At 70.0% G+C, this 18,179-nt stretch carries 16 protein-coding genes and 1 tRNA gene; 5 read left to right on the top strand and 12 right to left on the bottom strand.

Annotated elements, in window-relative coordinates:
• Positions 1-24 precede the first annotated feature (24 nt).
• The gene (locus CP978_RS17700; protein WP_174498646.1) at positions 25-525 is read left to right on the top strand and encodes an Lrp/AsnC family transcriptional regulator; all 501 of its coding nucleotides are present in this window, start codon (positions 25-27) and stop codon (positions 523-525) included.
• Between the two features lie 24 nt (positions 526-549).
• Here CP978_RS17700 and CP978_RS17695 read toward each other — a convergent pair whose 3' ends face one another.
• Complete coding sequence (locus tag CP978_RS17695) at positions 550-1,140, bottom strand: TetR/AcrR family transcriptional regulator (protein WP_043442121.1); 591 nt, start codon at positions 1,138-1,140, stop codon at positions 550-552.
• Positions 1,137-2,651, bottom strand: a complete 1,515-nt coding sequence (locus CP978_RS17690) for a 3-hydroxyacyl-CoA dehydrogenase (protein WP_043442119.1) — start codon at positions 2,649-2,651, stop codon at positions 1,137-1,139. Before CP978_RS17690 ends, CP978_RS17695 begins: the two co-directional genes overlap by 4 nt.
• A 148-nt stretch (positions 2,652-2,799) precedes the next feature.
• On the opposite strand from CP978_RS17690, the gene paaN reads away from it, so the two are divergent.
• Positions 2,800-4,491, top strand: coding sequence for a phenylacetic acid degradation protein PaaN (gene paaN / locus CP978_RS17685; protein WP_043442116.1), 1,692 nt, complete (start codon positions 2,800-2,802; stop codon positions 4,489-4,491).
• Between the two features lie 7 nt (positions 4,492-4,498).
• Here paaN and CP978_RS17680 read toward each other — a convergent pair whose 3' ends face one another.
• The 10 genes from CP978_RS17680 to CP978_RS17635 form a co-directional block, all read right to left on the bottom strand.
• The gene (locus CP978_RS17680; protein ID WP_043442113.1) at positions 4,499-5,269 is read right to left on the bottom strand and encodes a TrmH family RNA methyltransferase; all 771 of its coding nucleotides are present in this window, start codon (positions 5,267-5,269) and stop codon (positions 4,499-4,501) included.
• Between the two features lie 121 nt (positions 5,270-5,390).
• On the bottom strand, positions 5,391-6,614 hold the full coding sequence (locus CP978_RS17675) for an HTTM domain-containing protein (protein ID WP_043442111.1): 1,224 nt from the start codon (positions 6,612-6,614) through the stop codon (positions 5,391-5,393).
• On the bottom strand, positions 6,614-7,603 hold the full coding sequence (locus tag CP978_RS17670) for a DUF5819 family protein (protein WP_221501463.1): 990 nt from the start codon (positions 7,601-7,603) through the stop codon (positions 6,614-6,616). The genes CP978_RS17675 and CP978_RS17670 overlap by 1 nt, the downstream gene beginning before the upstream one ends.
• 443 nt (positions 7,604-8,046) lie before the next feature.
• Entirely contained in the window at positions 8,047-8,376 is a 330-nt protein-coding gene (locus tag CP978_RS17665) for a rhodanese-like domain-containing protein (RefSeq protein ID WP_043442108.1), read from the bottom strand.
• Between the two features lie 137 nt (positions 8,377-8,513).
• Positions 8,514-9,431, bottom strand: coding sequence for a J domain-containing protein (locus CP978_RS17660; RefSeq protein ID WP_043442105.1), 918 nt, complete (start codon positions 9,429-9,431; stop codon positions 8,514-8,516).
• 97 nt (positions 9,432-9,528) lie between these two features.
• A complete protein-coding gene (locus tag CP978_RS17655; RefSeq protein ID WP_144401459.1) occupies positions 9,529-10,170 on the bottom strand; it encodes a hypothetical protein in 642 nt (213 codons plus the stop codon).
• Positions 10,171-10,434: 264 nt separating this feature from the next.
• Positions 10,435-10,851, bottom strand: a complete 417-nt coding sequence (locus CP978_RS17650) for a hypothetical protein (RefSeq protein ID WP_043442103.1) — start codon at positions 10,849-10,851, stop codon at positions 10,435-10,437.
• 45 nt (positions 10,852-10,896) lie between these two features.
• Entirely contained in the window at positions 10,897-11,892 is a 996-nt protein-coding gene (locus tag CP978_RS17645) for a hypothetical protein (protein WP_043442100.1), read from the bottom strand.
• Between the two features lie 5 nt (positions 11,893-11,897).
• Positions 11,898-14,159: a hypothetical protein gene (locus CP978_RS17640; RefSeq protein WP_227745401.1), complete on the bottom strand. Its 2,262-nt coding sequence runs from the start codon at positions 14,157-14,159 to the stop codon at positions 11,898-11,900.
• A gap of 290 nt (positions 14,160-14,449) precedes the next feature.
• Positions 14,450-14,536, bottom strand: a tRNA-Leu gene (locus CP978_RS17635).
• Between the two features lie 613 nt (positions 14,537-15,149).
• Between CP978_RS17635 and CP978_RS17630 the strand changes: the two genes are divergently transcribed.
• The 3 genes from CP978_RS17630 to CP978_RS17620 all read left to right on the top strand — a co-directional run bounded on the left by CP978_RS17630 (position 15,150) and on the right by CP978_RS17620 (position 18,153).
• On the top strand, positions 15,150-15,986 hold the full coding sequence (locus tag CP978_RS17630) for an FHA domain-containing protein (RefSeq protein WP_043442098.1): 837 nt from the start codon (positions 15,150-15,152) through the stop codon (positions 15,984-15,986).
• Between the two features lie 10 nt (positions 15,987-15,996).
• Positions 15,997-16,509, top strand: coding sequence for an FHA domain-containing protein FhaB/FipA (locus CP978_RS17625; RefSeq protein ID WP_043442095.1), 513 nt, complete (start codon positions 15,997-15,999; stop codon positions 16,507-16,509).
• Between the two features lie 90 nt (positions 16,510-16,599).
• Positions 16,600-18,153 carry a Stp1/IreP family PP2C-type Ser/Thr phosphatase gene (locus tag CP978_RS17620; protein ID WP_174498729.1) on the top strand — a complete coding sequence of 518 codons (1,554 nt, stop codon included), beginning with the start codon at positions 16,600-16,602 and terminating at the stop codon, positions 18,151-18,153.
• The last annotated feature ends 26 nt before the right edge of the window (positions 18,154-18,179 follow it).

The raw sequence follows: 18,179 nt of genomic DNA, 5'->3' as shown, positions 1-18,179 counted from the left end.
TCCATGGTAGAGAGGCGGGGGCGCATGGCACCTGAACAAATGGCCGAGCCACTGGAGCACGGCCGGGCGCTGCCGCTCCCCCGCCCCCTCGACGCCGTGGACCGGGACATCCTGCAGATCCTCCAGTCGGACGGCCGCGCCTCGATACGGTCGGTCGCCGAGCGTGTGCATGTCTCGCGCGCCAACGCCTATGCGCGGATCAACCGGCTCATCGAGGACGGGGTGATCCGCGGCTTCGGCGCACGGGTGGACCACGAGCGCGCCGGACAGGGCACCTCGGCGTACATCACCCTGAAGATCGTGCAGAACAGCTGGCGCACGGTCCGCGAGCAGCTGCGCCTGCTGCCGGGCGCGTCGCACATCGCCCTGGTGGGCGGGGACTTCGATGTGCTGCTGCTGGTGCACACCCCGGACAACCGGTCGCTGCGGGAGCTGGTCCTCACCCGGCTCCAGGCGATCCCGGAGGTGCTCAGCACCCGCACCCTGCTGGTGTTCGAGGAGGAGGACCTGGAGCCGAAGGGCTGAGCCCGGCGATCTCTCCGGACGGACTCAGCGGTCCTCGCGCAGCCCGGAGAAGACCAGCCGCGCCACGGCGTCGGCGACCTCCTGCTCGCCCATGCCGCGCCCGTCGGGCCGGTACCACTCCACCATCGAGTTGATCATCCCGAAGACGAGCCGCGTCGCCAGCCGCACCTCCACATCACCGCGCACATCCCCGTCGGCGGCCGCGGCCTTGAGCAGCTCGGCGACCCGGTGGTCGAACTCGCGGCGCCGCTCCAGCGCCCACCGCTCGGTGCCGGTGTTGCCGCGCACCCGCAGCAGCAGCGTCACATAGGGCAGTTCGGCGGTGAGCACCTCGACCATGCGCCGTACGACGTACTCCAGCCGCACCACGGCGCGCCCCTCGCACGCCTGCCGCTCGTCGAGGATGGCGAAGAGGCCGTCCAGCGCACGGCTGACCGCCCGGCGCAGCAGCTCCTCCTTGCCCGCGACATGGTGATATATCGACGACTTGGAGATGCCGGCCGCCTTGGAGAGATGCTCCATGGAGGTGCCGTCGTAGCCGCGCTCGTTGAAGACCTGCACGGCGACGGACAGCAGGCTCTCCGGGGTGTAGGTGTCGCGCTTGGCAGTGGTCATGAGGTGCCCTCCCGCTTCTCGGAGGCGTACGCATGGCGGTAGAGCGCGAGGGACGGGGCGTACCGTCCCGAGGGATCGCGCAGATGCAGGTCCTCCAGGAGGTCGTAGGCCCAGCTGCGGCCGAGTCTGCGACTCCATGCGAAGGGACCGAGGGGGTAGTTGACGCCGAGGCGCATCGCGGTGTCGATGTCCTCCTCGGTGGCGGTGCCCTTGGCGACCGCGTCGTGCGCCAGGTCGATGATCCGGGCCACCGTACGGGCGACGATCATGCCGGGCAGGTCCCCGACGACGCTGACGTCCTTGCCGAGCGCCTGGAAGAGCCCGGTGGCCTCGGTCAGGGTCCGCGACGCGGCGTCCTTCGAGGCGGACAGGGCGATGCGGGTCGCCCTGCGGTAGTCGAACGCCAGGTCGAAGTAGACGACATCGCGGAACTCCACGGAGGTCTGTCCGTCGGCGAGCGCCAGCTGGCCGCCGCCGGGCAGCACCAGTCGGGTGCCGTGGTCCTCGTCCTCCTCGCGGACCTCGATCCCGGCCTCGCGGATCAGTGCGAGCAACTCCCCGGCGGGCTCCAGGTCGCCCTCGGCCACCACATACGCCGGCGGCTCGGCCAGCTCCGCGGTGTGCGGTTCGGGCCGCTCGGCCCCTTCTTCGTAGTCGTACCAGCCGCGTCCGCTCTTGCGGCCCAGCCGGCCCGACTCGACCAGCCGACGCTGGGCCAGCGAGGGCGTGAAGCGCACGTCCTGGAAGAAGGACTCCCACACCGACCGGGTGACGGATTCATTGACGTCCTGCCCGATGAGGTCGGTCAGCTCGAAGGCGCCCATCCGGAAGCCGCCCGACCCGCGCAGCACCGCGTCGACGGTGGCGGGGTCAGCGCCCTGCGCCTCGTAGACCGCGAAGGCCTCGGCGTAGAAGGGGCGCGCGACCCGGTTGACGATGAATCCGGGGGTGTCCGCACAGGCGACCGGGGTCTTTCCCCAGCCGCGGGCCATCTGGTACGCGCGGGTGGCCGAGCCGACGTCGGTGGCGGATCCGGAGACCACCTCCACGAGCGGCATCAGCGGTGCGGGGTTGAAGAAGTGCAGGCCCACGAGACGGCCCGGGTTGCGCAGGGCGCCGCCGACCGCGGTCACCGACAGGGACGAGGTGTTGGTGGCGAGCAGGCAGTCGTCTCCGACGACCTCCTCCAGCTCCCGGAAGAGCTGCTGCTTCACCTCGAGGCGCTCCAGGACCGCCTCGACGACGAGGGAGCAGAGCGCGAGCTCCGCCAGGCTCTCGACGGGCACCAGACGGGCGCGGGCCGCGTCCCGGTCGGCCCCGCTGAGCCGGTTCTTCTCGACGAGCCGGTCGAGGCGGGCCACGATCGCGGCGGCCGCCTCCCGGGCCCGGCCGGGGACGGCGTCGTACAGCCGCACGGGATGGCCCGCGACCAGCGCGACCTGGGCGATCCCCTGGCCCATGGTGCCGGCGCCCACGACGGCCACGGGGCTGCTGAGGTCCAGTGCTGTCATGTGCGCGATCCTCCCGCACGAAGTTTTCCACAGATGCGGCGGACCCCCTTGAACCGACCGATCGTTCGGTTACTCTAACCCTGTCCGCCTGTTCCTGCCCAGGTCATGAGTTCACCGAAGAGCTCACCGACGAGGAGGTTGGTCCCGCATGACCGCCGAACTCACCGCGCATCAGCTGATCACCCAGCACCGGCCCACCCTCGACCAGGCGCTGGAGGCGATCCGCACCCGCGCCTACTGGTCCCCACACCCCGAGCACCCCAAGGCCTACGGGGAGCACGGCAGCCTGGACGCGGCGGCGGGCAAGGCCGCCTTCGACGCCCTCCTCGGCACCCGGATCGACCTCGGCCAGCCCGGCACGGACGACTGGACGGGCGACGAGGTCTCGCCGTACGGAATCGCCCTGGGGATCACCTATCCCCACGCGGACGTCGAGGTGCTGCTGCCCGCCATGCGGGCGGGCCAGAGGGCGTGGCGCGACGCGGGCGCGGAGACGCGCGCCCTGGTGTGCCTGGAGATCCTGAAGCGCATCAGCGACCGGACCCATGAGTTCGCGCACGCGGTGATGCACACCAGCGGCCAGGCATTCATGATGGCGTTCCAGGCGGGCGGCCCGCACGCCCAGGACCGCGGCCTGGAGGCGGTGGCGTACGCCTATGCCGAGCAGATCCGCACGCCGGACACCGCGGAGTGGACCAAGCCCCAGGGCAAGCGCGATCCGCTGACGCTCACCAAGGCGTTCAAACCCGTCCCGCGCGGCATCGCCCTGGTCATCGGCTGCAACACCTTCCCCACGTGGAACGGCTATCCGGGCCTGTTCGCCTCCCTGGCCACCGGAAACGCGGTCCTGGTCAAGCCCCATCCGCGCGCGGTGCTGCCGCTCGCGCTCACCGTGCAGGTGGCCCGCCAGGTGCTCGCCGAGGCGGGCTTCGACCCGAACCTGGTGGCGCTGGCCGCCGAGCGCCCGGGCGAGCGCATCGCCGCGTCGCTGGCGGTGCGCCCGGAGATCCGGATCATCGACTACACGGGGTCGACGGCGTTCGGCGACTGGCTGGAGACCAACGCCCGTCAGGCACAGGTCTACACGGAGAAGGCCGGCGTCAACACGGTGATCGTGGAGTCGACCGACGACTACCGGGGGATGCTGTCGAACCTGGCGTTCTCCCTGTCGCTGTACAGCGGCCAGATGTGCACCACCCCGCAGAACCTGCTGATCCCGCGGGACGGCATCACCACCGACCAGGGCCCGAAGTCCTACGACGAGGTGGTCGCCGACCTGGCGCGGTCGGTGGAGGGCCTGCTGGGCGACGACGCCCGGGCCAACGGCCTGCTCGGCGCCATCGTGAACCCGGACGTCAAGGCCCGGCTGGAGGCCGCGGCCGGCCTCGGGGAGGTCGCGCTGGCCTCACGGGAGGTCGTCAACCCGGAGTTTCCGGAGGCGGTCGTCCGCACTCCGGTGATCGTGAAGCTCGACGGCGCCAAGCCCGATGCCGAGGCCGCCTATATGAGCGAGTGCTTCGGCCCGGTCTCCTTCGCCGTCGCGGTCGACTCGGCGGCGGACGCGGTGGAGCTGCTGCGCCGGACCATCAGGGACAAGGGCGCGATGACCGTCGGCGCGTACACCACCTCCGCGGAGGTCGAGGAGGCCGTCGAGGAGGCCTGCCTGGAGGAGTGCGCCCAGCTCTCGCTCAATCTGACCGGCGGGGTGTACGTCAACCAGACGGCCGCCTTCTCCGACTTCCACGGCTCGGGCGGCAACCCGGCCGCCAACGGCGCCCTGTGCGACGGGGCGTTCGTGGCGAGCCGCTTCCGGGTGGTGGAGGTGCGCCGGGAGGCATAGCTCCGGCTCAGCGGGGTGCGCCCCCGGTGGCGCTCCAGTGGTACAGCGTCATGGCCACACTGGTCGCGAGGTTGTAGCTGGAGACCTGGGGGCGCATCGGCAGCGACACCAGATGGTCGGTACGGGCGCGGAGTTCGGCGGACAGACCGGTGCGCTCGGAGCCGAAGGCGAGGACGGCGTCGTCGGGGAGCTTCAGCCCGCGGATGTCCTCGCCCTCCGGATCCAGCGCGAAGAGCGGGCCCGGCGGCAGCTCGGCCACGGACAGCCGTTCCACGGCGGTCGCGAAGTGCAGCCCGGCGCCACCGCGGACCACCGTGGGATGCCAGGGGTCGAGCGTGCCGGTGGTGACCACCCCGGTCGCGCCGAAGCCGGCCGCGAGCCGGATCACGGCGCCCGCGTTGCCCAGGTTGCGCGGGTGGTCGAGGACGACGACGGGGGCGGTGCGGGGCATCCGCCGCAGCGTCTCCAGGGCGGACCGCCGGGCGGGGCGCTCGGCGAGGGCGGCGACCCCGGTGGGGTGCGGGCGCGGGACGAGGGCCCGGTAGGTGTCCTCGGCCACCTCCGTGAGCAGTGTGTCCAGGGTGTCGCGCACATCCGGGGCGAGCTCGTCGGCCAGGGCGAGCGCGGCACCGCGGTCGGTGGTGACGGCCACCGGCACCCGCGCCCGGAAGCGCAGGGCGTGCTTGAGCGCATGGAAACCGTCGAGCAGCACGGCGGTGCCGGCGAGCCCGTGCCAGGTGCTCAGGGGGTCGGTCGTACCGCGGGGTGGCTCCGTCATGCGTGCAGCCTACGTGCGGGGGCCGGGCGAACGGCCGGCCCCCGCGACCGCCGGCCGGGGACGCCGGGGACCGGCCGGTACCGGTGCGGCGGTGCCCCCGAGGGCCGACGGCCGTACCCCGTCAGGCCGTCGAGCCGGCGTGGGTGGGTTCGTCCGCGCGGGGCGCGGGCGGCTGCTCCCCTCGTGGTTGCGGCAGCGTACGGCGGTCCTGGCCCGGCGCCAGTCGGTCACGCAGGCGTCCCGCCTCCGCGCCCAGTCGGCGCAGAAAGGAGGTCGGCAGGAAGACGGCGTCCGCGGCGATCATCGCGAGGGAGAAGAACGGTAGTCCCAGGACCACGGCGATCACGGCGTGCTCGGTCATCATCAACGCCAGCAGGACGTTCTTCGCCCGCCGGTTGAGCAGGGTGAACGGGAAGGCGACCTGGACGAGGACCGTCCCATAGGTCACCAGCAGCACCATCAGTCCGTTCGAGGCCATCAGATCGGACAGGGCGGGCCAGGGCGAGAAATAGTCGAGGTGCAGCGGGTAGTACACCGCGGTGCCGTCCTGCCAGCGGGAACCCTGGATCTTGTACCAGCCCGCCGTCGAATAGATCAGACAGGCCTCGACCATGATCACCAGCAGGGCGGCGTTGTGCACCAGGTTGGCGATCACGTCCAGCAGGATGCGGGGCTCCCCCTGCGGGGCGCGCCGTCCGGCGTACCACCACAGGCCCTGCACGGCCCACAGCGTCCAGAACACGATGTCCCAGGAGAGGGGGATCCGGCCCGCGCCGGTCGCCAGCGCCAGCACCGCGCCGAGCGCGACCCAGAGGAAGGGTCCCGTCCGGTCGGGCTCCGGACACTCGCCCCGCGCGAGCGCCGCACGGGCGCGCCGGGCGCGCCGCTCGTCCAGCGACCACACCTGACCGCAGCGCGTGAACACCAGGTAGATCGCCATCAGATGGATGACGTTGTCGCCGCCGTCGCCCATGAAGATGCTGCGGTTCTGCAGCGACAGCACACCGATCATGAAGAGCACGGACATCGTGCGGGTGCGCCAGCCGACCAGCAGCAGGGCGCTCGACAGCACGGCGAGGCCGTACACGATCTCGAACCACACCCGGCTGTCGGACCACATCAGGATCGTGAAGGCGTGGTTGCTCGCGACGAGCTGGTGGGCCAGCTCCCAGCTCCACGGCCCGTCGGGGCCGTACAGCTCATGGCGATGGGGAAGCTCGCGCAGCAGGAACAGCAGCCAGGTGCCGGCGAAGCCGATCCGGACGATCGCGCTCTGGTAGGGGCCGAGCGCTGTCTCGGTGACCCGGGTGACACCACGGGAGACCCACAGGGCGATCCGGCTCATCAGGCGTGCACCCCCTTCCACTCGCCCTCCGACAGCGCCCACCAGGGCAGCAGACGGTAGGAGGGGGTGGCGGAGGCCTGCTCGGTGCTCCAGGGGGGAGGCGGCACCTCGGTGGTACGGGACCGGACCTGGACGCGTGTGACGGTGTCACCGCCGCCGACGGCGTTCCCTCGGTCGAGGCGCAGCGCGGCCAGGCGGCGCAGATAGTCCTCGGACAGGGTGCCGCGCAGGCCCACCGGGCGGTTCGCACCGTCGTGCGTGGAGACATAGAGGTCCCAGGCGCGGCGCAGTTCGTTCTGCTGGGTGTGGCTCGGCAGCAGATTGCCCTTGATGGCGGCACCGTCGAGCGCCGACAGGTCGTACCAGCCGGTGGTCCGGACGTCACCGTTCCCGGTGTCCACCTCGGCGCGGACCTGGACGTCGATGTTCTGCTGCAGCGGATTGGGGGCGAACAGCTTCCAGTTCTGCTCGAACTCGGGGTAGATCCATCGATCGACCGTCCTGCCGTGCGTTCTGGTGACGGTGTTCGCGGGTGCGATGTGCAGAAACACCATCCCCAGATGCACCCCGGCGGCGACGGCGACAGCGGCGAGCGCCAGCCCGGCGGCGATCCGGTAAGGGAGGCCGAGCGCGGCTATCCGACCACCGGTGCCCGCCAGGCCCGGCAGCGCGTCACCGGGGCCCGCAGCGGGGACGGACGGGGCGGAGGGGTCAGAAGAGGCGGAGGGGTCCGACATGGGGACGCGCAGGGCCTGCTCCGACGCGGACGGGTCCGATACGGGGACGGGCGTGCCCTGCTCCGACGCGAACGGGACCGCCACCGCCGGTGCGGGCAGGGCCCTCGGCACGGGCCGGGCCTGCTCAGGCACGCACGGGACCGTCGTCGACGTGGGCGGGGCCTGTCCAGGTGCGGGCACGGCCGGCTCAGGCACGGGCGGGGCCGACGCGGACGCAGGCGAGGCCGGGGCTCCGCTTTCCGGACCGTCCATGGCGGGCGGCCCCGGATCGCTCTGCTTCGGTTCCGCCTCCCCCGACGGCTCACGCCGGAGGTCCGGTCTCTCGTCGTTCACGTCCATCCCGCCCCGTCTCCCGAGCTTCGCGTGCTCCGATGCCGTCCCGTGCCGTCGCTCCGGCCCACCGCCGGCGATTCCGCCGTACGCCATACGCCGTACGACCGGTATCACTCGTGTGCAGTACGCCGCGGACCGCGCACCGGAACGGTACTCAGGCTCGGCCGCCCCGCACAGCCCGGGGAGCGAGGCCGGTGGCTGAAAGGTCCTCCACGGCGGTGGACCGGTCGGGAGACATGCGCCGGCAGGCACCGGGGGGAGAGAGACATCGGACGCTCCCCGAGGTGGCCGCATCCCCCGGACGCGCCCTCGAAGACACATCCACCGGGACGGCGCTCAGGGCCCGCACGCCCAGGGCCGGGCTACAGCACGGCGCCGGGCTCGCCCGCGGCGTCCACGACGGGGCGGCCCACCGCGGCCCAGACCTGCATCCCGCCGTCGACGTTCACCGCGTCGACGCCCTGCTGGACCAGATACATCGTGACCTGCGCCGAACGGCCACCGGAGCGGCAGATCACATGGACCCGGCCGTCCTGCGGCACCGCCTCGGTGAACTCGCCGTACCGTGCGACGAACTCGCTGAGGGGGATGTGCAGCGCCCTCGCGGCGTGACCCGCCTGCCACTCGTCGTCCTCACGGACATCCAGCAGAAAGTCGTCGTCCTTGAGGTCCGCGACCTCGACCGTGGGCACACCAGCTCCGAAATGCATGGCTCGACGCTACCCGAAGGGAGCGCGGACCCGCCCCGGCCCCGACGGGTCACGCGGTGCACCCGTGCCCCGACGCCCGGTCCGGGCACCGCACCCGGCGTCCGGGGCGCGGCGGTGACTCAGCCGCGCAGTGCCACCAGTTCGGCTTCCTTCTCGGCCACCTGGGCCAGCAGCTGTTCCGCGATGTCGTTCAGAAGGCTGTCGGGGTCGTCGGGAGCGAGCCGGAGCATCGAGCCGATCGCGCTCTCCTCCAGCTCCCGAGCCGCGAACGAGAGCAGCTCCTTGCGCTGGGCGAGCCATTCGAGACGGGCGTAGAGCTCCTCGCTGCGGCTCGGCCTGCGCTCCTCGGGGGTCGGCCCGGCGGCCCACTCCTCGGTGAGTTCCCTCAGCTGGGCCTCGTCACCGCGGCCGTAGGCGGTGTTGACCTTGGCGATGAACTCGTCGCGCCGCTTGCGCTCCGCCTCGTCCTGCGCGAGGTCGGGGTGGGCCTTGCGGACGAGCGTGCGATAGAGCCTGCGCGCCTCCTCGCTGGGACGGACGCGCTGCGGGGGCCGCACGGGCCGGTCCGTCAGCATGGCCTCGGCCTCGGCGAACAGCCCCTCCTCCGAGTCCATCCAGCCGTGGAACAGCTCCTCCACACCGGGCATCGGCATGACCCGGGCGCGTGCCTCCTGGGCCCGGAGTATGTCCTCGGCGTCCCCGGTGCGGGCGGCCTGCGCCTCGGCGATCTCCGCCTCCAGCTCGTCGAGGCGGGTGTACATCGGCCCCAGCTTCTGGTGATGCAGCCGCGAGAAGTTCTCGACCTCCACACGGAAGGTCTCCAGGGCGATCTCGTACTCGATCAACGCCTGTTCGGCGGCGCGCACGGCACGCTCCAGCCGGTCCTCGGGCCGCGCTCCGGCCGTGGCGCCGTCCGCGCCCTCACCGGTCCCGGTTCCCGCTCCTGGGTCCAAGGCCTCCCTGGACCCGGTGCCCTCGGCAACCGGTTCCTCGGCAGCGGACAGGGACTCGCTCTGCTGGGCTTCGGGCATCGTCACCGGAACAGCCTAAGACACGGCGGCACTCCGCTCCCCGGCCCGTCCACAACGTGCGGATGCTCTGATGCGCCCGCCGGCCCGGAACCCGGGTGCTCGTTCACCACTTCGCTTGTCCGGCGAGTTCCGCGGTCATGACGCTCACCTGATGGCTGCTCAGTCGGGTGTGCTGATTCTCGCCGAACGTGATGACCAGGGCGATGTCGCCCTTGCCGTCGACCGGCAGACGGATGGAGGCGACATTCCCGCTCTCGGTGAGGACGGGGGCGTTCAAGTCGGCTTTGGCCACCCCGTCCAGGTATGTCGCGAGCCGATCGATGCCCAACCCGGCATCTGCGCTGATCTTGGGTGCCATCAGGTTGGCGGCGCGTCCGCGCTCGACGGCGATGGACTCGACGGTCACCGGCTCTCCCGCCAGCTGATAGGCACATTCGACAACCGCGCCCTTGAACGTGGCGATCGGCTCGTCCTTCTCGGCATGGTCGTCGAGTTCGGCGCTCACCTCGCCCGGCTCGGCGGTACCGGTCACGTCGGCCTTGGCCGCCGCCCTGCTCACGTCGTAGTGGACCGGGCAGTTCGTGGCGTCCTCGGCCGCGGCGCGGGCCTTGTCCCGCAGCCCGGACACCGACAGCTTGTCCGATCCTTCCGAGGAACCATGGGAACACCCGACCAGCAGGGCGAGAGCAGCGGCTGTGGCTGCTGGTGCCCCCCAGTTCAGGCGCCGCCGTACGTGCGCGGACATCACACCTCCTACGGCGATGATCGTGCAGCCGCGGCTGCTCCCACTCGCCTGTGATCGCGGAATTTGAAGAAAACTCTCGAGGACAAACACTCTCCGGTGCCGCGGCAGGCAATGTCTGCCCGTGAAAGAGCGGCGTCCGGTGCGTGGGGGAGCCTGCCGGGCGTCGCGACGGGGCGAACGTCGCCTGTCGGGGCACCAGGGCCTGTCGGGAGTCGTGATCCGGGCTCGCGGGGCGTGGCACGCTCGCCGCGTTGCCGGAACGCCCTAGTAGGTGTCCAACGGCGAACGGACTCCCTTCACGCCCGTGCCGATCTGGAGATCCGTGCCGCTGAACACCGTGTTCGCGGCCCGCAGCGACTGCTTCTCGCCGCCCAGCCGGTCCAACAGGGCCTTCACTTGCTCTCCCCATGTCCCGTGCGCGCTCTTGAGCGCCCCGGAGGTCAGCCAGCCTTCGGCATCCTTGGGGCCGAAGGCCTTCACGGCAGCGTCGGTCGATCCGTCGGCGACGTCTCCCGCTTTGCGGGTCGCGGGCTCGATGTTCTGCTCGATGGAATTGGCCGCTTTCTTCTTCGCCTCCGGCGAGGAGGCCAGGTCAGGGGTTTGCGTGCCGCCACCGGTGCCCGGATCCGCCGGTATCTGGTTCAGCCGCATTCCGACCGGCTGCCCCGGCGTCCCCTCCATGCCAGTACCACTCATCGTGCGCGGTCTCCCCGTCTCGTCGCCGTGTCAGTCGCAGTGCAGTGCCTCGCGTGCCGCGTCGCCGAAGGCCTTCGCCAGGCCGGCGTCGTCCGGCAGCCCCCTTGCGGCCCGTTCCTTCGGCTCCCAGTGCCTGAGGTCATCGGCGAAGACCGCGGGCCGGCCGTCGCAGTCCACGCGAGTGAAGCTCCGCTTCTTGAGGGGCTTGACGAGCCAGGCGTCGTTGACGATCGCCAGGCGTGCGAAGGGTCCTTCCTTGTCGCCCTCGAAGGTGAGGTCGCAGTACAGGCCTTCTGCCGGCGTTCCGGTGGTCTGCTCCTGCATTTTCTGGCCTGTGGACCCTGTCACCTTCCCCAGCCGGAAACCCGGGATCCCGCAGACCTTGTCGAGATCGCTGTCGTGCAGGACGCTCGGGGCGAGGTAGTGCGTGGTCGTGGTCGCGCTGTTCGCAGTACCGCACCCGTCCGGCCCAGACGTCAAAGCCTGCGAGGCGGACGCCAGCAGCCGCCCGATGCCTGCGGCGTCTCCTTCCGAGGTGCCTTCGGTGACGGCGGCATGCAGTACGGCCTGTGGGCCGTCACCGCGGGCCGTTGACGTGCACGCCTGTGGGAGCAGCGCCCAGCCTCCGTTGTCGTCGTATGCGCCATGCGTTCCGCCCGTCATGACGTGCCGGCTGCCGGAGACCTCCCAGACGCGGTCCTTGAAGGGGAAGTCCGCCTCCTCCGTGTCGACATACAGGTTCAGCAGCTTGCCGCTCTGCCCCGGCAGCCAGCTCTCCTGCCGTACGGAGCAGGTGGTGGAGGAGTCCTCCGACGCCACCACGCGTCCCCACCCACTGCCCAGCGCGTCGGAGACCTGGTCCGGGGTCGCCCAACCGTGGCAGATCCGATCGGCGGAGAAGACGTCGGTGTTGAAGTAGGTGAACGTTCCGGCGAGCAGTGCGGTCGCCCCCACCACGGCAGCGATCCGGACTCGCCGGCCCGAGCGCCGGGTCGGGGCGACGACGGTGTCTTCGGTGCGGCTCACGTGGGCTACTCCCATCCGAGGTAACTCGCCGCGTCGCCACGGGACGCCGAGTAGGACTGCTTTGCCTCGTCCTTCATGGCCTGCCACGCGTCCCAGTTGGGATCGTGCTTGGAATTGTGCTCGTCATCGATGTCCACGCCGCGATCGACGGCCCAGGCATCGATCATGTTGTAGGTGCCGGTGACTCCGGCCGCGTAGTGGTCCGAGTTGTGTTCCTGGGCCTTCGACTCGGCGGCGGCGATGACGTCCTTCGACCACTCGTACGTTGCCGCGTCCACAAGCCGCTGAGCGGTGTCACCCACCACCGGCAGGCCGGTGATGGGCGCGCCGAGACCGTGGTAGGCGTACCTGGCCATGTCGTTCGCCGCGCTGATCTTCCCCTCGCGCTCGTCGAAGATGACGTCGGAGCCGATGGAGTTCATCGCGCCGGTCACCGCGCCGAGGTCCCTGGCCGGGTTCTTCCAAGCATCGTTGCTCGACCCACCGGACTCGGGTGCCTGGCCCAATTGGTCCAGGGCGTACAGGCGCTGGGTGTCCTGCAGCAGGGCATATGTCTGGTTGTCGGAGGAGGCTCCGCGCATCACGCGCATCAGGCTGTCCTTGCCCACGGTGATGCCTGCCTTGTCGCCGTCGGTCCAGATCTCGTCCTTGCCCGCGGGACTGCCGTATTTGGTGGTGCCGTTCTCCGCGAGGATGTTGTGATTGTCCACGACGTAGTCGGCCAGCGCATGGCCCAGCGGCTTCTGCAGATTGCCATCGACGCTCTCGCCGCCCGCGCCCTTGTCGAGTATCTCGATGGTGCTCTGCATGACGCGGGCCTGTGCGGCGGTATGCGTACCGGGCACACTGCCGGGCTGCCCTTCACTCAGTGGTTCATGGCCGGTTGCCGCTGCTTCGAGGGCCCTGCCCAGGCCGATCTTGCTGGTCGGATCGTCCAGGTCCGTGATGCCGTAGCCGGTGATCGTGTTCTTGGGCCACTCGCGGGAACCGTCACCGCTGCCCAGCAGGTACTTGAGGTGGTCGTTGCCGACGTGGTTCCCGCCCGTACCGTTGCCCTGCGGGTCGAGGAACGCGGTGGCGGCATCGGGATTCCTGCTCATCAGGTCCAGGACGCCGTCCACCGCATCCGTCTCGATGCCCTTGTGACCAGGACCCCACATGGTGAAAATCCCCGGATGGTCCTTCTCGGCCTTGATGACCTGGTCGCCCAGGTCGTACAGAAACTGGTCGTCGAAGTCCTTGTCCGCGTGTTCCATCAGGCTGACGTACGACTGATAGCCGTAAAGGGGGTTGGTGTTGGGTCCGAAATTCTTCGTGCCCTGCTTCTTCATCTCCTCGGTCCACTCGCGGTAGAACGTGCCGTCGTCGCTCGCCAGCCACTGCTTGAACTTCTCCGACCCGGGCGGCGCGTCCTTCACACTGCCTGGCACCGCGGTCGCCGTGGCCATGGTGTTCGCCAGGTTCGTCTGCACCTCGGCGAGCTGCAGCTTGGCCGCGCCATCGGCGTCCCCGACGCGTTCGTTGAGTTCATTGCCGAGTTTGATCATGGTGCGCGGGCCGAGGTCGTGCAGGAGGAGTCGGCTGAACGCCTTGTCGTCGTGATTGTCACGAAGGGCGCGTTGCAGCTCTTCCAGCTCCTCGTCCGAGACCTTCTTGCCGTCCGCGAGGCGCTGGGCGATGTCTTTGACCGCTTCCTCCTCGTAGGCCTCGACATCGCCTTTGGCGCCCGCGTTGAAGCCGCCCGGCATTCCGTTCAGGGGATCGCTGTCCTTGACCACGGCGTTCAGGGCGATCTTGACGCCCTCGTCGGCGTCATTGAGAGCCTTGAGAGCCGCGTCTATCCGCGCGGACCAGGAATGCTCGATCTCGGGCAGATCGGGATCATGATGGATGGAGAAAGCCTCCTGCTGGCTCACCTTCGAGAAGTCGAAGTGGCACAGGCCCTGGTCGGAGACCTTCATTCCGGCCTTGATCGCCTCGTCACGAGCCTGCTCCACACGCTTCTTGAGGTCGACGAAGTTCGCGTGGGCGTCACGCAACAGCGAAGCCACCGCCTTGGCTTCCTTCTGGGCGGCCTGTATCTCCTTGAGCGTGATGTCGAAGCGACCGTTGGCCACCTGGGCGCTGAGGCCACTCCACAGAGTCGGAGCGAGCGAGATGTCATGCACGTCACGCTGGTAGACGACTTCCACCTCATCGTGGAGCTCGGTCGCCATCGCATCCCACATGTCCGCGGCACTCGTCAGCGCCGACAGATCGGTGGTCATCACTTCGTGATAGCTCGGCATGTCCACGCCCCCCGACGGTGATCAAACGCGTCCATCGTACAAACAGCACGCAGCGACGGCACAGCCGTTCCGGGTGAAGAGGTTGAGCAGGTCGGTTCCGGTCGCCCGCAGGTTGTCCCGGCATGACTGGACCTCAGGCAGGTGAGATACCTCACAGCCAGGGCGGGCTGCGTCCTCGGTCACACCCTGCGTCGCCTCACAAAACCTGTCGGCACAACGAGAAACGGGCCCCTCCAGGACTTCCGTCTCTGAGAGGGACCCGTTTCCGGTGGTGCGCGAGGGGGGAGTTGAACCCCCACGCCCTTGCGGGCACTGGAACCTGAATCCAGCGCGTCTGCCTATTCCGCCACCCGCGCATTGGGTGTGTCCTCCGGTGCCGACTCCCTGTGGTGCCGCCGCCTTCCGACATGCAGAACATTAGCACGCTGGAGAGGGTCGGTTCACATCCCTTTCCCGTCCGGCACCGGGCGACGACGGCCCGAACCCCGGCCCGACCAGCGAAGACCGCCGGCCGGGCCACGGGACCACCGGGCCGGGAGCGGACGCCGGCCGTTCCCGCTGGTCGGCGGCGGAGGAGGAGCAGAAGCCGGGGAGGCGGCGGCCGGCGGCTCCCGGTCCGCAGGCGTCCTCGTCCGCGAGCGTCCCGACCGACTCTGTTCACGTATCAACCTCGTACCGGTCTTCTCCATCTCTACAGGAGGAGGACAGGGTCCACAGTCGGGTGCGGGACACTGGTCTGCGGGCGCCTCTACGATCCATCCCGGGAACAGGTCCGAGGAGCACTTCCGAGGAGAGGGTCCGGGATGAGATTCGAGGAGGTCGTCCGCAGGGAACTCCGCAGGCGTCGACACCCGTCGACAGGGCCGACAGGGGGAACCAGCCGATTTCCCGGCGCGTGGATACGATCAGTAAGCAGTACCAGGTAAGAAGCAGCAGTACGCAGGACGCCAGCGAAGGAGGAGGTGCCCCGTGGGAGTCCTGAAGAAGTTCGAGCAACGCCTCGAAGGTCTGGTCAACGGCACCTTCGCCAAGGTGTTCAAGTCCGAGGTCCAGCCTGTGGAGATCGCCGGAGCGCTCCAGCGGGAGTGCGACAACAACGCGACCATCTGGAACCGTGACCGGACCGTCGTCCCCAACGACTTCATCGTGGAGCTGAGCACGCCCGACTACGAGCGTCTCAGCCCCTACTCCGGCCAGCTCGGCGACGAGCTCGCGGGTATGGTGCGCGACTACGCCAAGCAGCAGCGCTACGCCTTCATGGGCCCCATCAAGGTCCATCTGGAGAAGGCCGACGACCTCGACACCGGTCTGTACCGGGTGCGCAGCCGTACGCTCGCCTCCTCCACCGATCAGCAGGCCCCCTCGTCCGCCCCGGCCGGGCGGCAGGGCCCCGGAGGTTACGGCTACCCGCCGTCCGCCGGGCCCGCGGGCGCGCCTCCCATGCCCTCCGCCCCGCCGCCCGGCGGACGTCACGGCGCCGCGCCCTACGGTCAGCGGCCGCCGTCCACGCCCACGGCGGGCGGGCACACCCGTTACTGGGTCGAGATCAACGGCAGCCGCCATCAGATCTCCCGCCCGACGCTGGTGCTGGGCCGCAGCACCGAAGCCGACGTGCGGATCGACGACCCCGGCGTCTCGCGCCGGCACTGTGAGATCCGGACCGGAACGCCCTCGACGATCCAGGATCTCGGGTCCACCAACGGCATCGTGGTGGACGGGCAGCACACCACCCGCGCTACGCTCCGCGACGGCTCGCGGATCGTCGTGGGCAGCACCACCATCATTTACCGGCAAGCCGAAGGGTGAAGCGGGGGCAATGTCAGAGCTGACCCTCACGGTCATGCGGCTGGGTTTTCTGGCCGTACTGTGGCTGTTCGTGATCGTGGCCGTGCAGGTCATCCGCAGCGACCTGTTCGGTACGCGTGTCACACAGCGGGGCTCGCGCCGGGACGCAGGCCGGCCTCAGCAGGCCGCCCGTCAGGCGGCTCCCCCGCCGCAGCGCCAGCAGCCGAGCGGCGGCCGTCAGCGCCGCGGCGCCCCGAGCAAGCTGGTCGTCTCCGAGGGGTCGCTGACCGGTACGACCGTCGCGCTGCAGGGCCAGACCATCACGCTCGGTCGCGCCCATGACAGCACCATCGTGCTGGACGACGACTACGCCTCCAGCCGGCATGCCAGGATCTACCCGGACCGGGACGGTCAGTGGATCGTCGAGGACCTCGGGTCCACCAATGGCACCTATCTCGACCGGAGCCGGCTGACGACCCCCACACCGATCCCGCTGGGTGCGCCGATCCGCATCGGCAAGACCGTCATCGAGCTGCGGAAGTAGTACGACAATGAGCGAGCGGAGCGAGCACGCAACGGCGGCCCATACGGCGGGCCCCGGCGCGCTCCCGACCGGAGGGTGGGCACCGTGCGGATGTACCCGGAGCCGACAGGCGAGGTGCGCATGAGTCTGTCACTGCGCTTCGCCGCCGGATCGCACAAAGGCATGATCCGCGAAGGCAACGAGGACTCCGGCTACGCCGGTCCGCGTCTGCTCGCGATCGCCGACGGGATGGGCGGCCAGGCCGCCGGTGAGGTCGCCTCCTCCGAGGTGATCTCCACCATCGTCGCGCTCGACGACGACGTCCCCGGCTCCGACATCCTCACCTCGCTCGGTACGGCGGTGCAGCGCGCCAACGACCAGTTGCGGGCGATGGTCGAGGAGGACCCCCAGCTGGAAGGCATGGGGACCACGCTCACCGCCCTGCTGTGGACCGGTCAGCGCCTCGGAATGGTCCATGTCGGCGACTCCCGTGCCTATCTGCTGCGAGACGGCGTCCTGACGCAGATCACCCAGGACCACACCTGGGTGCAGCGGCTCGTCGACGAGGGCCGGATCACCGAGGAGGAGGCCACCACCCACCCGCAGCGGTCCCTGCTGATGCGGGCGCTGGGCAGTGGTGAGCGCGTCGAACCCGACCTGTCCATCCGTGAGGTGCGGGCCGGCGACCGGTATCTGATCTGCTCCGACGGGCTGTCCGGGGTGGTCTCCCACCAGACGATGGAGGAGACCCTCGCCGGCTACCAGGGCCCGCAGGAGACCGTGCAGGCGCTGATCCAGCTCGCGCTGCGCGGCGGCGGTCCCGACAACATCACGGTCATCGTGGCCGATGTGCTCGACCTGGACACCGGGGACACCCTGTCCGGACAGCTGTCCGACACCCCGGTCGTGGTGGGCGCGGTCGCCGAGAACCAGCACCATCTGCACGACAACGGCATCATGCAGACGCCCGCCGGCCGTGCCTCCGGGCTGGGCCGGCAGGTGCCGGGGCAGGGCGGCGGCGAGTTCGGCCCGCCCGGCAGCGGCGACGCCGACGGCTATGCGCCGGGCGGCCACGGCTCCTACGACGACGAGGACTTCGTCAAGCCGCGCAAGGGCCGCACCTGGCTGAAGAGGTCGTTCTTCACGGCTCTCGCGCTCGGTGTGATCGGCGGCGGGTGCTACGGCGCCTACCGGTGGACGCAGACGCAGTACTACGTCGGTGCCAACGACGGGCATGTCGCGCTGTACCGCGGTATCAGCCAGGACCTGGCATGGGTGTCGCTGTCGAAGGTGGAGAAGGACCACCCCGAGATCGAACTCAAGTACCTGCCTCCGTACCAGCAGAAGCAGGTCAGGGCGACCATCGCGGCGGGCGGTCTCAAGGCGGCCCAGGACAAGGTCTCCGAGCTCGGTGTCCAGGCGTCCGCGTGCCAGAAGGAGAGCGAGCGCCAGAAGGCCGAGAGCCAGAACAGCTCCAAGACGCCCACGAGCGAGACCGACGGAACCAGCACGGCCTCTCTGACGTCCAAGGGCACACCGTCCACCGACCCGTCGGCATCGACGACGGCGACGGCGACCAAGAGCCGGACCGCATCCGCTCCCACACCCGGCCCGACTCTCTCGGAGGAAGAGCAGAAGGTCGTCTCACTGTGCGGAAAGCAGTAAGCAAAGCCGTGAGGGGCCCTGTCACA

Source organism: Streptomyces nodosus, from assembly GCF_008704995.1.
In the GTDB taxonomy this organism is placed as follows: Bacteria; Actinomycetota; Actinomycetes; order Streptomycetales; family Streptomycetaceae; genus Streptomyces; species Streptomyces nodosus.
The sequence above is the reverse complement of the archived record's forward strand: the minus strand, read 5'-3'. Positions and strand labels throughout refer to the sequence as shown.